Raw genomic sequence first — 13,014 nt, 5'->3', positions numbered from 1 at the left:
TGGGTTCGTTCCGGGAGGGTCCGTGAAGAACGATTTTCCGGCGTACGGCGAGCGGCGGGTGCCCCTTCCCCCGCCGCGGCAGGTACCCCATGACGCATTGAGTCCGTCGGGCGCGATGCCCGGCGCGCAGCAGCCGGCCGGGGCGACCGCGACGGCCACGATGACGGCCGTGGCCGCGGACGTCACCAAGGCCGACCGGCCACCGGCGCAGGCGAACCGGGGCGGCGCTTCCCACGCCAAGCCCAAGGGCCACGGCAGAGGACGCGCCAAGGCGGCCGCCGGGACCGACGCCAAGGCCAAGCCCCGCGACGCGTTCTTCGACAACGCCAAGTACCTGGCCATCGTGCTGGTGGCGATGGGGCACAGCTGGGAGCCGCTGCGCGACGGCAGCCGGTCGGCGGCGGCGCTCTACATCACCGTCTACGCCTTCCACATGCCGGCGTTCATCATCATCTCCGGATATTTCTCGCGCAGTTTCGATATGCGCAAGGACCGGTTGCAGCGGCTGGTCACCGGCGTCGCCGTCCCGTACGTCCTCTTCGAAGTGGCCTACACGCTCTTCAAGAGGTGGGCGGACGACGATCCGGGCTACCCCATCAGTCTCACCGACCCCTGGTACCTCACGTGGTTCCTGCTGGCGCTGTTCGTCTGGCGGCTGACCACCCCGCTGTGGAAGATCGTGCGCTGGCCGGTTCCGCTGGCGCTGGCCATCGCGGTACTCGCCTCCGTGTCACCCGACATCGGGGACGACATGGACCTCCAGCGCACGCTGCAGTTCCTGCCGTTCTTCGTGATCGGCCTGTGCCTGCGGCCGGAGCACTTCAAGCTGGTCCGCCGCCGCAAGGCGCGGATCCTGGCGGTGCCGGTCTTCGCTCTCGCCCTGCTCTTCGCGTACTGGGCCGCGCCGCGGATGAACGCCGCGTGGTTCTATCACCGCGACAGCGCGCAGGAGCTGGCTGCTCCCTGGTGGAGCGGCGCGGTGATGACCCTCGCCATGTTCGGCTGCTCCCTGGTGCTGGTGGCCTGCTTCTTCGCCTGGATCCCGGGCCGCACGATGTGGTGCACGGCGCTCGGCGCGGGCACCCTCTACGGCTACCTGCTGCACGGCTTCCTCGCCAAGGGCTCCCGCTTCTGGGACTGGTACGACAACCCGTGGATGCACACGCCCTGGGGCGCGGTCCTGCTGACGCTGATCGCGGGCACCGTCGTCACGGTGTTGTGCACACCACCGGTGCAGCGCGCCTTCCGGTTCGCGATGGAACCCAAGATGACCTGGGCGTTCAAGAAGGACCCGGTCGGGGCGGCACGCGGCCGGAGCTGAATCCCATGCGCGCGTGAGTGAGCGTTCGAGCAGTGCCAGGGGCACTCGCCCCACCGGGGAGCCGGTGGAGCGAGTGCCCCTGGTCGTTCGTGCGTCGGCCCGCCGGACGGCCTCAGCGGACGACGGCGATCCCTTCGAGTTCGACGAGTGCCGTCTCGTCCCACAGCCGCGTCGCACCGATGACGGCCATGGCCGGATAGTCACCGCCGACCAGGCGCTTCCACACCCGGCCGATGTCCGCCGCGTGCCGGCGGTAGTCGGCGATATCCACGGCGAAGACGGTGAGTTTGGCGAGGTCGGAGGGGCCGGCGCCGGAGGCGGCCGCCACGTCCAAGAGGTTGCTCAGGGCCCGCTCGAACTGCTCGACGATGCCTGCGCCGACGATCCGGCCTGATCCGTCGAGGGCCGTCTGACCGGCGAGGAGGACCATGGTGCCGGAGGTGGCGCGCACGGCGTGGCTGAACCCCGTCGGCGGCGCCAGATGGGGCGGGTTGATGCGCTCCAGAGCGGGGTGCGGGCCCGGGGGAGTGCCGGTGCCCGGCCGGGAGCCCTCGGGGCCGCCGTGGTCGTCGGGCGCGCTCTGCCCGGCAGGCGTCCCGCCGGTGCCGCCCGGGTGGCCCGTGTTCCCCGCGCCGTTCTGCGTGCTCATGGCCGATGAGTCCCCTCTGTCGCCAAGTCGTATCGCACTCCGAGGGATTCAAGCGTGTCCTGATCCTCCCGGGGAAGCGGTTCGCCGGAGATGACGGGATCGGAGCCCGTCGGCGATGCCGGTTCCTGGAGCGCCCGGCAGCCCGGCGCGGCCCGCGGCTTCGCGGAGCCGTTCGCGTGACCGGTCATCACCGCACACTCCCCATCACCCTCCTGGGGTGCACCGGGCCGCGCCCTCCGCCCCGCCCGCTACTCCACCTCCTGTTCGGCTGCCGCCGGGTACAGCGCCGTCCGCAGCTGCCCCGTCCAGTGCGCCGTCATCTCCCTCGCCACCCGGGTGTCGGGGGCGTACAGCTCGAAGCCGTGCCAGGCGCCGGGCACATTGCGGACCGTGACGGCGACGCCCGCGTCCATCAGGCGCCGGGCGTAGGCCAGTCCGGCATCGCGCAGCGGATCGAGATCGCAGACCAGGACATAGGCCGGCGGCAGGCCCGACAGATCGGTGGCCCGGGACGGCGCGGCGTACGCGTCCGCCTTGACGCCCTCGGGAAGGTAGTGCTCCCACACCGCCTGAACGCTCCGCGGACTCGACACCCGCGAATCCGGCTCCGGGCCCGCTGCCGATTCCTGCGCGGAGTCCGCCCCCGGCTGCTCCGTCGCCGCCTCGGCGCCCACGCGGTCGTCCAGGTCGGGGACGCACAGCGACTGATAGGCGAGTGCCGGGCCGCCGTGATCGCGGGCCATCAGGGCGACGGCCGCGCTGAGGCCGCCGCCCGCGGACTTCCCCGTGACGGCGATCCGCTCGGGGTCGATACCGAGGGCGTCCGCCCGCCGCGCGGTCCATTCGAGGGCGAGATAGCAGTCCTCCAAGCCGGCCGGGTAGCGGTGCTCGGGCGCGAGCCGGTATTCCACCGCGATGGCGACGGCGGGCAGTTGACGGCAGAGCGCGATGGCCGCACGGTCCTGGCCCGGCAGCGAACGCCCGATCGCATACCCGCCGCCGTGGAAGTGCAGCACGGCGGGCAACGGCTCCCCTGGAGAGGAGGCCACGTCCGGCCGGTACACCTCGACCGTCAGCGCGCTGCCGTCCGCCCGTGGAATGTCGAACCGCTCGCTGCGCACGCCGGTACGGTCCGCCGGGTGCGCGGCGAGCATCGCTCTGAACCCCTCGCGGGTCCCCTCGATGTCCTCATAAGGATCGGCGGACGGCGGCAACGCCTCGAAGATCTCGGCGAGTTCGGGATGCACCTGCCGTGCGGGCGGGTTGGTCATGCGAATCCCCTCCTGGTCATCAGGGGTGCCGGCGTGGTGCCGTGCCGGTGCGGTGCCGGTCGCGCGTGAGGCGTCGCTTCCACGGCATTACCGCTTCCGCTGTCCCCACCGCTACCGCTACCCCCACCGTCCCCGTCGGTGTGCACCGAGGACGCGTGGCCCGTCGGTGTCTCCTGACGCGTACCCCCGCGTCGCACAAGCACCACCAGGCACAGACTCCTCTCCTGTGTCCCCCGCCACGCGGAGGGCCGGCCGCCCCGAGCTGCCACACGACGCCCCTGGGCGCCGCGCACCGCGACCGGCCAAGGACGCCGACAGCCAACGCGCCCCGGCAACGCGAAGCCCCGATGGCGCCCCCGCACCGACCCCAACCAGCCCTCAACCGCCCCCACCCGCCTCACTTCGCCTCCGCGTAACAGCCCACCACCGCGGTGGTGAACGGGAACCGGACCGGCGTTTCCCCGAAGGCGATCCGGCCCGCGGTCGCGGCCGCCGCCCCGATCGCCTCGGACACCGTCTCCGCCTCCTCCTCGGGGCAGTGCACGATCACCTCGTCGTGCTGGAAGAAGACCAGCTCGGCACGGAGACCGGACTCGGACAGCGAGCGACGCAGCGCCGCCAGCACCAGCAGTGCCCAGTCGGCCGCACTGCCCTGGACGACGAAGTTGCGGGTGAAGCGCCCGCGGGCCCGGGCCGCCGAACTGCTGCCGTATCCCGTCGGAGGGTCCTCCTCCTGCGGCAGGCCGGCCTCGTCGGGTGCCGCCACGGACGCCGGCGGGCAGGTGCGCCCCAGCCAGGTGCGCACCAGCCGCCCCTCCTCGCCTGCCCGCGCCGCGTCGTCCACGTAGGCCACCGCGGCCGGATAGCGGCGGCGCAGATCCGCCATGTGCTTGAGGGCGTCGCCCGAGGTCTGGCCGTAAATCGCACCGAGCAGCGCGAGTTTGGCCTGGGCGCGGTCGCCGCCGAAGGCACGGGCCGCCAGATCCGCGTAGAGGTCCTCGCCGCTGCCCGCGACGTCCATCAGGCCACGGTCGCGGGACACGGCCGCCAGCACCCGCGGCTCCATCTGATCGGCGTCCGCGACCACCAGCCGCCACCCCGGGTCGGCGAGCACGGCCTGCCGGATCACCTTCGGGATCTGCAGCGCGCCGCCGCCGTTCGTCGTCCAGCGGCCGGAGACCGTGCCGCCGGGGAGGTACTCGGGGCGGAACCGGCCGTCGTGCACCCACTGCTGGAGCCACGCCCACCCATGGGCGGTGTGCAGACGGTAGAGCGTCTTGTACTCCAGCAGCGGTGCCACCGCCGGGTGGTCGATCTGCTGCAGTTCCCATTTCCGCGTCGAGGCGAGAGAAAAGCCGGCGCCGGCGAAGGCCCTGATGATGTCGTTCGGCAGATCGGGACGCACCCGCGCGCCCGGCCCGAAGGCCCGGGACACCCTCTCGGCGAGCTCCGCCATCCTCCGCGGCTCCAGACCGCCCGGATAGCGCTCACCCAGCAGCCCGTCCAGCAGCTTGCGGTGCACATCCGCCCGCCACGGCACCCCGGACCGGTTCATCTCCGCCGCTACCAGCATCCCCGCCGACTCGGAGGCCAGCAGCAGTCGCATCCGCTCGGGGTGCTCCGTCCCGGCTGTGCGGGCCAACTGCCCGGCGTACACCTCCAGCAGGGCCGTGAGTTCGTCCGTACCCGGCGGCAGCGGCACAGGACCGGGCGCGAACAGCGACGGCTGGGTCTCGGCGGCCCGCGCGGGAGCGTCCTGCGGCACGGGCAGCGAGTGGAGCCGCGCCCAGGCGGCGGCCAGCGACCGCGGCTGACCCGACTGCCCCTCCTCGTGTCCGATCAGCAGCGACTCGGCGGCCTCGACGTCGTAGCAGCGCTCGACGCGCACCCCCGCAGCCAGCAGCCGCCGGTAGATCTCCGCGGTGGACCGCCACACCCACCGCTCGACCTCCGGGCGCGCCCGGACGGCCTCGGCGAGCGACGGTTCCTCCAGCACCGGTCCCGCGGGCCGGCCGTCCGGGGCGAGCGGGCAGAGACGGGCACCCCCGTCGCCCGTCTCCGCCACCGCCCATCTCATGTCCCTGAGTCTTCCACCAGGGTCTGACAATGCCCCTGACCAGCACCTTCGACACGCCTCCGCGGCCCCGGCGCCGGGGCCGCGCCCCACCCCGATCTCACTCCGTTCGTACGGCGAGCGACCGCTCCCGCCCCGTACAGCGGGCCAGATGCGCGGCCTCCGCCTCCAGGCCGGCCCGCGGCACCGCGCCGTGCTCGGCGAACAACGTCACCGCGACGCTCTCCTCGGTGAACTCCCACACTCCGGCCACTCGGCCCTTGTGCACCACCACCGGCGAGATCCAGCCCCCCGTCCGGCTCACCGCCGCGCGCCGCCCGGCCGCGATCAGCCGGGTGTCGCCCGTGCCGGGCCCCAGGACGTACTGATCGAAGCCGGCCAACAGCCGTACCTCCCGCGACGGTTTCGCCAGCGCCAGCGCCTCGGCATCCTCGCTCCGCACGAACGCGCCGCTCACGCCGTCGACCTCGACCGGCGTCAGCCGGTCCCCGAGCGACGCGAACCAGCCGCGCAGCGTGGCCTTACGGGTCGCGCCGCGCAGCAGCCAGGCGTCGAACGCCAACGGATCGGCAGGGCCGTGCGCCCCGAGATAGGCGCCGATCACGTCGGCCGCCGCCTCCTCCGCGTCCGGAACGCCACGCCACCCGGGGACCCACGATCGCGGCGAGGTGAAGGTCACCTTCTGCCCCTGGGGCGGCCCCTGGCACAGCCTCCCGTTCCACGCCAGCGGCTTCAGCACGGCGCTCCACCCGGAGGCCAGCTGTTCTCCGAGCCCCTCCAGACCGCGGTGCGCGGCCACCGCGTCGATCAGCTCCTGACGGGTCAGGACGCGGCCGTCCAGGATGCCGTCCACAGCCTCGCCGAGCGCCTCCATCTTCCGCGGGCTCACCCCGAAGGTCTTCTGCCAGGACGGCTTCTCCCAGCTCCGCGCGGCTCCCAGGAGCGCGAGGTACGCGGCCACCCCGTCGGCAGGCAGCACATGCAGGGTGCCGCGCATGGCCCAGGTCTTGACCACGGAACGCGCCTCCAGGGCACGCCGCACGGCATCGGCGGACGGACTCTTCCGCCGTGTCCCGACGGCCAGTTCGGCGGCCGAGGCGACCTGTGCCTGCACACCGGCCAGCTGTCCCACCAGCCGCTCGGTCGAGGCGGCCGTACGCGGCACCAGGCTCTGCTGCCGCAGCCGCCAGGCCAGCACCTGTGCGTGCGTCACCTTCACGACGTCTTTCATGGCGTCATTGCACAGCACACGACTGACACATGAGGCGAGCGCTCGTCCGAATTCACGCGAGCGGCGTGGAACGTGTAGGCGGCAAGGTCACGACAAAAGAGCCTTTTGCCCCTTCCAGCACACGAGAAGCATGTTCACCCGAATGCAACCGCTACCTCCTACTGATTCATGCGTTGGGCAGATCGTCGCTCCAAGCGGCATGTACAGACCCTGAAGCTGCTCAGTGAAGAGGTTCGCCGTGAAGTTTGTCTCCAAGGCCGTCGTCATGTCCGCCGTCGCGGGCATCGCTGTCGTGGGCGGGGCGGGCATCGCCGGCGCCACCACCGGCAAAAGCGGTGCCAGCGCGGTGGGCGGTGCTTCGCACTCTCCTGGTGTGATCTCCGGCAACGTCGTCCAGGTCCCGATCTCGGTGCCGGTCAACGTCTGCGGCAACACCGCCAACCTCGTCGGGGCCCTCAACCCGGCGTTCGGCAACAAGTGCACCAACCGCTGATTCTCCTTCAGCGATCGAGGCCGTCTGCTGTCCGGTAGGCCTCCAGGGCCGGTACGGGTTCTCCGCACCGGCCCTTGCCGTGCCCGCGACCGCTCGCGGGCGGTCGGCACCGTCAAGTAGTGGTACTTGCCTACGGATCCTCCGTATCGGGCGCAGCGGCAGCATCTCGCGCATTCTGCGTTTCCCCTCGGATGAGAATTCGCATTCGGCGGGGCCGCCCTCCGTTCGGGCGGGTGGTGGTTATCCCGAGCCGTAGGCAGATGGCAAATCCCCCGGAGATGGCCTTGCGTCATTCGGGTGATCCTTCACAAAGTCCGCCCCGCAATAGTTTCGCGGGCGACGGGACGTCGTTACCAATCATGGCAGCGGAGTTACGGGCGAGCAGTCACGACGCCCGTGCGGCACGATGGTCGTGTTCGCTACGGACCCGCTGCAGGAAGGGCTGAAAGTGAAGTACGCAAAGGTCGCTGCGGTCACTGCTGGCACGCTCATGGCAGTGGGTGCCGCTGCGCCGGCGTTCGCCGACTCGGGTGCCAAGGCTTCTGCGAAGAAGTCGCCCGGTGTCATCTCCGGCAACGTCGTCCAGGTGCCGGTCCACGTGCCGGTCAACGTTTGCGGCAACACCGTGAACGCCCTCGCGCTGCTGAACCCCGCGTTCGGCAACAAGTGCGTCAACGACTGACTCACCACCAGCTGAGTCAATTCTTTCTGATCGGCCCCGGTGCACAGCTTGTGCGCCGGGGCCGATCGGCGTCCGGGTGGTCCGGAGCGGGGTGTTGACTCCGGGAATCTTTTTTGAGCGGCGCGTCCAGGAACCGGGCCCGGCGGAGTTTCCCCGCGGGGCGGTACTCGTTAGTCAGAGGGAATGCGGTGATCCGAGCAGCGATGTGAATGCTCATGCGGATCTGGTGTCGCGGATCCCTCAAGCACCGCCCGAGAAGGGACAGTTGAAGTGAAGTACGCGAAGTCTGCCGCGATTGTTGTCGGTTCGGTCATGGCGCTGGGAGCGGCCGCACCCTCCTTCGCCGCGGGCCCGGCCCGTCCCGCCGGTGCCACTGGCTCGAAGATGAGCGTCAACGGCGGACTGACGGACGCGCTGAAGAGCAAGGACCTGGACGGCCACCAGATCGCGCCGCTGGTCGACACCGTCAAGGGTGCCGCCGACAAGGCGAAGTCCGACCCCGATCGGCTTCTCGGTGGCACCACGGGGGCCACCAAGAAGTCGCCGCTGCTCGGCGGGGTGCAGATCGGGCAGTAATTCCCGGTGTGTGAAATCTCCTGCCGGGCGGCGGATCGCGAAGCCGCCCGGCAGTGAGACACCTGGTGTCGCGTCACTTTCGCCCTTTGGCCGATATCCAGGTGCCCCCGAGCGAGGGTGGCGAACCTCGGCCCGCTCCTTGTCGCCTCGCGCATTCGGGACGACATCCGGGTCCTCTCCGGATTCGGTACCGGCGTCGGCAGACGTGTAGCGGCCTTTCGAAGCCCGGGTCACCCAGACCTCCTTCTTCTGGGTGGCCCGGGCCTTTGCCTTCCGTGCACGGCATTGTTATTCGGTTGTGACTGCTGCGGGTGGAATCGGTCGTTAGCAGAGTGTGTGGAGGGATGCATGCCAATGCCCCGGCGAAATTGATGGGGTTGCCCGGGCATTGGCATGCAGGTCATGATTGAGAACCGGTGAGCACGTCGGTGTCGACCGATATTCGAGCCCGGTTATGAGCCACACGCACAACTGACCGGCCACTCGATCCCTACCGATAATTCCGGCCGCATATGCAGGTGTGCCGACGCACTCGAAACTTTCCGCGGGTGTCCGATGTCTTCAGGGGTCTTCTGTTTCTCTTCGTGCCCATTCTCCCGGTGGGGAGGGCGCAAGTGCCGGTAAGGAGAGGGGAGTCCGGCCGTGGCGCCGGAGGATGGCCCTCGGCGGGCGACGGGTGTTGTGCGGCACCCGTACGCGGGGGAGGGGAGACGGCTGCCGGGCCTGGGGTGGGCGGCAGTTGTGTGCCGGGGCGGCCGGCAACGGTCGCGCTCGGTCGTGGCCCGCGGAGTGGTCTCGGCGGCCGGCCGAGCGGGTCCGGCGGGCCGCTCGGCCTTGACCACCCGGTCGAGCCGGCCGTCGGCATCGCCGGACGACTCCACCGTGTACCGCTGCGCCCCTGCCGCCGGGGGGCTGCGGCTGGAAGCCGTCCGGCGGGGCGTCTGGCGGATCGTGGGGATCAACGCGCGAAAACGGTGTGCGGCACGGGAAGGATCGTTCTTTCGCTCATTGGTGGTACCTGCCACTCCGGGGGTTTGAACTCGGCCGGAATGCATCGCTGGGACGGTGCGAACGCCGGGCGCTCCGGGTGGACCGCCGACGGGATCTCCGTTCGCGCCGAGTGGCGGGGGTGTGCGCCGCCGAACCGGGTGGCGGGTACCCGTGGGGGGTGTCCGAAGGTCACTGCTCGGCCGCCATCGCTCGGTGCGGCGTCGGCTCTGGCAGACTTGATGAAAGCCGCAAATGGTGATGAATCGGGGAGGTGTGGGCGATGCGCGTGGCGCTGGCGCAGACGGACTGTGTGCTGGGCGATGTGGCGGAGAACCTCGATGTGGCCCGCGAGCAGATCGAGCAGGCCGCGGCGCAGAGCGCCGACCTCGTCGTCTTCCCCGAACTCAGCCTGCACGGCTACCACTTGGGTGCGCTCGAACGGGACTCCTCGGTCGAGGTACGCGACCCCCGGCTGCTGGAACTGAGCATCCTCGGCCCCGACGTGGTGGTCGGCTTCCACGAGTACACCAGCCTGCGCGCGTACAACACCGCGGGGCACTACTCGGCCGGTGCGCTGCTGCACGCGCACCGCAAGCTCTACCTCCCCAACTACCTTGCGTGGGAGGAACGCAAGCACGTCAGCCCCGGGCAGTCGCTGCGGGCGTACGACCTCAGCAAGTCGGCGAGCGGGGGCCGGGGCGCGACGCTGGTGTGCAATGACGCATGGCAGCCGGTGCTGCCGTGGCTGGCGGTGCAGGACGGCGCAGAGGTGCTGTTCGTGCCGACGAACAGTGCGGCGAGTCTGGACCCGGAGGCGATGGACACCGGGCTCTACTGGGACACGCTGCTGTCGTACACGGCGCGGATGCTGCAGTGCTGGGTGGTCTTCGTGAACCGGGTCGGCAACGAGCACGGCGCGGCCTTCTGGGGCGGCTCGCGGGTGGTGGATCCGCGGGGCGCGGTGGTGGCGCAGGCGCCGAAGTGGGAGCCCGCGCTGGTCACCGTCGACATCGATCTGGCGGAGGCACGCCGGCAGCGCCGTGCCGTGCCGCTGGTGGCCGAGGCGAGGCTCGGGCTGATCGACCGCGAGGTACGGCGGCTGATCGACGAGGGCGGCGACCACTAGGCCGCGCCGGCGGCTGCCGACGGGCCGGGTGTCCCGGCGTCAGTGCCGGGCGGAGGGCTCCGGGTGCGGCTCCGTGGCGGGCTTCGCGGCGGTTTCCTGGCCGGGCGCGTCCGCGGGGCCGTCGTCCTGGAGGGCCTTGGCCTCGGACTTGAGGATGCGCATCGAGCGGCCGAGGCCGCGTGCCATGTCGGGCAGTTTCTTCGAGCCGAAGAGCAGCACGAAGGCCAGGATGATCAGGACCAGGTGCCAGGGTTCGAAGGCGTTCCGGAGCATCGCGGGCTCGCTTTCGTCGGGGGGTGGCTGTGGACGTTCTGTCCAGTATCACCCGAACGGTCCCACTGCCCGGGCCGGGGGTGCCCCGGCCCGGGCAGTGGCTCGCCGGCCCTACCAGCTGGACTTGCGTACGCCCGGCAGGTAGCCCGCGTGGGCCTGCTCGCGCAGCCGTACGCGGGAGAGGCCGAAGGCGCGGAGGTAGCCGCGCGGGCGGCCGTCGACGCTGTCGCGGTTGCGGACCCGGGTGGGGCTGGCGTCCCGGGGCTGGCGGGCCAGCTCGTGCCGGGCGGCGTCGCGCTCCGCCTGCGGGGTCTGCGGATTGCGGATGACGGCCTTCAGGAGGGCCCGCCGGGCCGCGTAGCGCGCGACGGTCGCCCGCCGCTTCTCGTTCTTGACGATCTTGCTCTGCTTCGCCATCAGACCTTCCCCCCTCGTGCCCGGATGCGGGCGACGGCCGCCTCGATCCCGATCGTGCTCACGGTCTTGATGCCCTTGGCGCTCAGCGTCAGCCGGATGTGCCGGCCCTCGCTCTGCAGCCAGTAGCGCTTGCGCTGGATGTTCGGGTCGAACCGGCGCGCGGTGCGGCGGTGCGAGTGGGAGACGGCGTTGCCGAAGCCGGGCTTGCGTCCGGTCAGCTGGCAGTGGGCGGACAAGGTGCGGTCCCTTCGGTCGCGGCCCTGGAGGGCCTATTGAAAATGGAAACCATTTCCGTATACTAACCACATGGCCCGCAACGAACTACGCCCGGTCGTCAAGCTCCGGTCCACCGCCGGTACCGGCTACACGTACGTCACCCGCAAGAACCGCCGTAACGACCCCGACCGCCTCGTGCTGCGCAAGTACGACCCCGTCGCCGGCCGTCACGTCGCCTTCCGAGAGGAGCGCTGAGCACCGTGAAACCTGGAATCCACCCCGCGTACGGGCCCGTCGTCTTCCGCGACCGGGCCGCCGGCTTCGCCTTCCTGACCCGCTCGACCGCCACTGGTGACAAGACCGTCGAGTGGGAGGACGGCCGGACCTACCCCGTCATCGACGTCGAGATCTCCTCGGCGAGCCACCCCTTCTACACCGGCACCGCCCGGGTGCTGGACACCGCGGGACGCGTCGAGCGGTTCGAGCGCCGCTACGGCAATCGCGAGGCCCGCTGATGGAGCGGCTCAACGTCGTGCTGGTGGGCGGCCTGCACGCAACGGCGCGGCAGGCCGCCGTCGAGCGGCTGCTGCGCACCGTCCCCGGCAGCGTCGCCCTCCACCACGACCTCGCCTCGGCCGCGGACGGCACCGTCCGGCGCACGGTCCGCGACGGCGGCGGTGTCCTCGACACCGGCGAGGCGCCGCTGGTGAACGACTGCGCCTGCTGCGCGCTGCGCGAGGACCTGGTGCCCGAGCTGGAGCGGCTGGCCGCGGGCCGCACCTGCCGGCTGGCGATCGTGGAGCTGTGGGACTCGGTCGAGCCGAAGGCGATGGCCGAGGTGGTCACCGGCTGCGGCAGCGACAACCTGGCGCTGACCGGAGTGATCACCGCCGTCGACCCCGCGCTGCTGCTGCCCTACCTCGGCTGCGGCGACGACCTCGCCGAGGCGGGGCTCGCCGCCGCGGCCTCCGACCAGCGCACCGTCGCCGACACCTGGGCCCGCCAGCTGGAGTACGCGCCGGTGCTGGCGCTCGCCCCGGGGGAGGAGGAGGCGGACGGCGCCGATCTGGCGCTGCTCGCGCAACTGCACCCCACGGCGCATCAGGTCGCGGTGGATTCGGGCGAGTTGGCCCCCGTCGCGATGGCCGGCTTCGATGTCGAGGCGGCCGCGGCGCGACAGCACCCGGCCTGCGCTCTCCTGCCGCAGGACGCCGATGCGGAGGGCGTCGCCACGCTCGTCTGGCAGCACACCCGGCCCTTCCACCCCGAGCGGCTCTACGCGGCGCTGGAGGACCTCACCTGTGCGGCCGCGCGCAGCCGGGGCCGCTTCTGGCTGGCCGACCGCCCGGACACCCTGCTGTCCTGGGACGCCGCCGGCGGCGCGCTCTGCGTGGAGAACGCCGGTCCCTGGCTGGCTTCGCTGCCGGACGCCGCCTGGGAGATGGTCCCGCCGGTGCGGCGGGCCGCCGCCGCGCTGGACTGGCACCCAGAGCACGGTGACCGCGCCCAGCATCTGGTCTTCACCTCGCCCGGCCTGGACCGTGAGGGGCTCGCGTCCCTGCTGCGGTCCTGTGTGCTCACCGACGCCGAGTACGCGGGCGGACCGGAGGCATGGAAGAGCCTGCCGCCCGCCTTCGACGCGCTCCTCGATCCCGTTTCGTAGCCCGGTCGCCTCCCGCACCGGGGCGGCCCGCC

General features: G+C 71.4%; 15 protein-coding genes. 8 read left to right on the top strand and 7 right to left on the bottom strand.

Going from position 1 to position 13,014, the window contains the following annotated elements; all coding sequences use genetic code 11:
• The first annotated feature begins 22 nt into the window (after positions 1 to 22).
• On the top strand, positions 23 to 1,321 hold the full coding sequence (locus QOM21_RS16450) for an acyltransferase family protein (RefSeq protein ID WP_407550875.1): 1,299 nt from the start codon (positions 23 to 25) through the stop codon (positions 1,319 to 1,321).
• Between the two features lie 112 nt (positions 1,322 to 1,433).
• Here QOM21_RS16450 and QOM21_RS16445 read toward each other — a convergent pair whose 3' ends face one another.
• From QOM21_RS16445 to QOM21_RS16430, 4 genes are all read right to left on the bottom strand, one after another.
• The gene (locus QOM21_RS16445; RefSeq protein WP_407555700.1) at positions 1,434 to 1,826 is read right to left on the bottom strand and encodes a RidA family protein; all 393 of its coding nucleotides are present in this window, start codon (positions 1,824 to 1,826) and stop codon (positions 1,434 to 1,436) included.
• A 392-nt stretch (positions 1,827 to 2,218) separates the two neighbouring features.
• Positions 2,219 to 3,241, bottom strand: a complete 1,023-nt coding sequence (locus QOM21_RS16440) for an alpha/beta hydrolase (protein WP_407550873.1) — start codon at positions 3,239 to 3,241, stop codon at positions 2,219 to 2,221.
• A gap of 397 nt (positions 3,242 to 3,638) precedes the next feature.
• Complete coding sequence (locus QOM21_RS16435; RefSeq protein WP_407550871.1) at positions 3,639 to 5,318, bottom strand: bifunctional 3'-5' exonuclease/DNA polymerase; 1,680 nt, start codon at positions 5,316 to 5,318, stop codon at positions 3,639 to 3,641.
• 97 nt (positions 5,319 to 5,415) lie between these two features.
• The gene (locus QOM21_RS16430) at positions 5,416 to 6,546 is read right to left on the bottom strand and encodes a winged helix DNA-binding domain-containing protein (protein ID WP_407550869.1); all 1,131 of its coding nucleotides are present in this window, start codon (positions 6,544 to 6,546) and stop codon (positions 5,416 to 5,418) included.
• A 238-nt stretch (positions 6,547 to 6,784) separates the two neighbouring features.
• On the opposite strand from QOM21_RS16430, the gene QOM21_RS16425 reads away from it, so the two are divergent.
• The 4 genes from QOM21_RS16425 to QOM21_RS16410 all read left to right on the top strand — a co-directional run bounded on the left by QOM21_RS16425 (position 6,785) and on the right by QOM21_RS16410 (position 10,413).
• Entirely contained in the window at positions 6,785 to 7,039 is a 255-nt protein-coding gene (locus QOM21_RS16425) for a chaplin (RefSeq protein ID WP_398558136.1), read from the top strand.
• 448 nt (positions 7,040 to 7,487) lie between these two features.
• Positions 7,488 to 7,721, top strand: coding sequence for a chaplin (locus QOM21_RS16420; RefSeq protein WP_407555699.1), 234 nt, complete (start codon positions 7,488 to 7,490; stop codon positions 7,719 to 7,721).
• A gap of 270 nt (positions 7,722 to 7,991) precedes the next feature.
• Complete coding sequence (locus QOM21_RS16415; RefSeq protein ID WP_407550867.1) at positions 7,992 to 8,297, top strand: hypothetical protein; 306 nt, start codon at positions 7,992 to 7,994, stop codon at positions 8,295 to 8,297.
• Between the two features lie 1,270 nt (positions 8,298 to 9,567).
• Positions 9,568 to 10,413, top strand: coding sequence for a nitrilase-related carbon-nitrogen hydrolase (locus QOM21_RS16410; RefSeq protein ID WP_407550865.1), 846 nt, complete (start codon positions 9,568 to 9,570; stop codon positions 10,411 to 10,413).
• A 39-nt stretch (positions 10,414 to 10,452) separates the two neighbouring features.
• Here QOM21_RS16410 and tatA read toward each other — a convergent pair whose 3' ends face one another.
• The 3 genes from tatA to rpmB form a co-directional block, all read right to left on the bottom strand.
• A complete protein-coding gene (gene tatA / locus QOM21_RS16405) occupies positions 10,453 to 10,686 on the bottom strand; it encodes a Sec-independent protein translocase subunit TatA (protein WP_407550864.1) in 234 nt (77 codons plus the stop codon).
• Between the two features lie 111 nt (positions 10,687 to 10,797).
• Positions 10,798 to 11,103 (bottom strand): 30S ribosomal protein S14, encoded by a 306-nt coding sequence (rpsN, locus tag QOM21_RS16400; RefSeq protein WP_407550862.1) that lies wholly within the window; start codon positions 11,101 to 11,103, stop codon positions 10,798 to 10,800.
• Entirely contained in the window at positions 11,103 to 11,339 is a 237-nt protein-coding gene (gene rpmB / locus QOM21_RS16395; protein WP_407550860.1) for a 50S ribosomal protein L28, read from the bottom strand. The genes rpsN and rpmB overlap by 1 nt, the downstream gene beginning before the upstream one ends.
• Positions 11,340 to 11,409: 70 nt before the next feature.
• Between rpmB and rpmG the strand changes: the two genes are divergently transcribed.
• From rpmG to QOM21_RS16380, 3 genes are read left to right on the top strand one after another with little or no spacing between them, the layout of a single operon-like run.
• Positions 11,410 to 11,574 carry a 50S ribosomal protein L33 gene (gene rpmG / locus QOM21_RS16390; protein ID WP_407550858.1) on the top strand — a complete coding sequence of 55 codons (165 nt, stop codon included), beginning with the start codon at positions 11,410 to 11,412 and terminating at the stop codon, positions 11,572 to 11,574.
• A 5-nt stretch (positions 11,575 to 11,579) separates the two neighbouring features.
• Entirely contained in the window at positions 11,580 to 11,834 is a 255-nt protein-coding gene (locus tag QOM21_RS16385) for a type B 50S ribosomal protein L31 (protein ID WP_407550856.1), read from the top strand.
• Positions 11,834 to 12,982 (top strand): CobW family GTP-binding protein, encoded by a 1,149-nt coding sequence (locus QOM21_RS16380; protein ID WP_407550854.1) that lies wholly within the window; start codon positions 11,834 to 11,836, stop codon positions 12,980 to 12,982. Before QOM21_RS16385 ends, QOM21_RS16380 begins: the two co-directional genes overlap by 1 nt.
• Positions 12,983 to 13,014: the final 32 nt, after the last annotated feature.

The organism is Streptomyces sp. Pv4-95 (assembly GCF_045782725.1).
GTDB lineage: Bacteria > Actinomycetota > Actinomycetes > Streptomycetales > Streptomycetaceae > Streptomyces.
The sequence above is the reverse complement of the archived record's forward strand: the minus strand, read 5'-3'. Positions and strand labels throughout refer to the sequence as shown.

Excerpts from the sequence above, each read along its gene's own strand:
- QOM21_RS16440 (WP_407550873.1), bottom strand. The coding sequence starts at position 3,241 with ATGACCAACCCGCCCGCACGGCAGGTGCATCCCGAACTCGCCGAGATC.
- QOM21_RS16435 (WP_407550871.1), bottom strand. The coding sequence starts at position 5,318 with ATGAGATGGGCGGTGGCGGAGACGGGCGACGGGGGTGCCCGTCTCTGC.
- QOM21_RS16430 (WP_407550869.1), bottom strand. The coding sequence starts at position 6,546 with ATGAAAGACGTCGTGAAGGTGACGCACGCACAGGTGCTGGCCTGGCGG.
- QOM21_RS16410 (WP_407550865.1), top strand. The coding sequence starts at position 9,568 with ATGCGCGTGGCGCTGGCGCAGACGGACTGTGTGCTGGGCGATGTGGCG.
- tatA (WP_407550864.1), bottom strand. The coding sequence starts at position 10,686 with ATGCTCCGGAACGCCTTCGAACCCTGGCACCTGGTCCTGATCATCCTG.
- rpsN (WP_407550862.1), bottom strand. The coding sequence starts at position 11,103 with ATGGCGAAGCAGAGCAAGATCGTCAAGAACGAGAAGCGGCGGGCGACC.
- rpmG (WP_407550858.1), top strand. The coding sequence starts at position 11,410 with ATGGCCCGCAACGAACTACGCCCGGTCGTCAAGCTCCGGTCCACCGCC.
- QOM21_RS16380 (WP_407550854.1), top strand. The coding sequence starts at position 11,834 with ATGGAGCGGCTCAACGTCGTGCTGGTGGGCGGCCTGCACGCAACGGCG.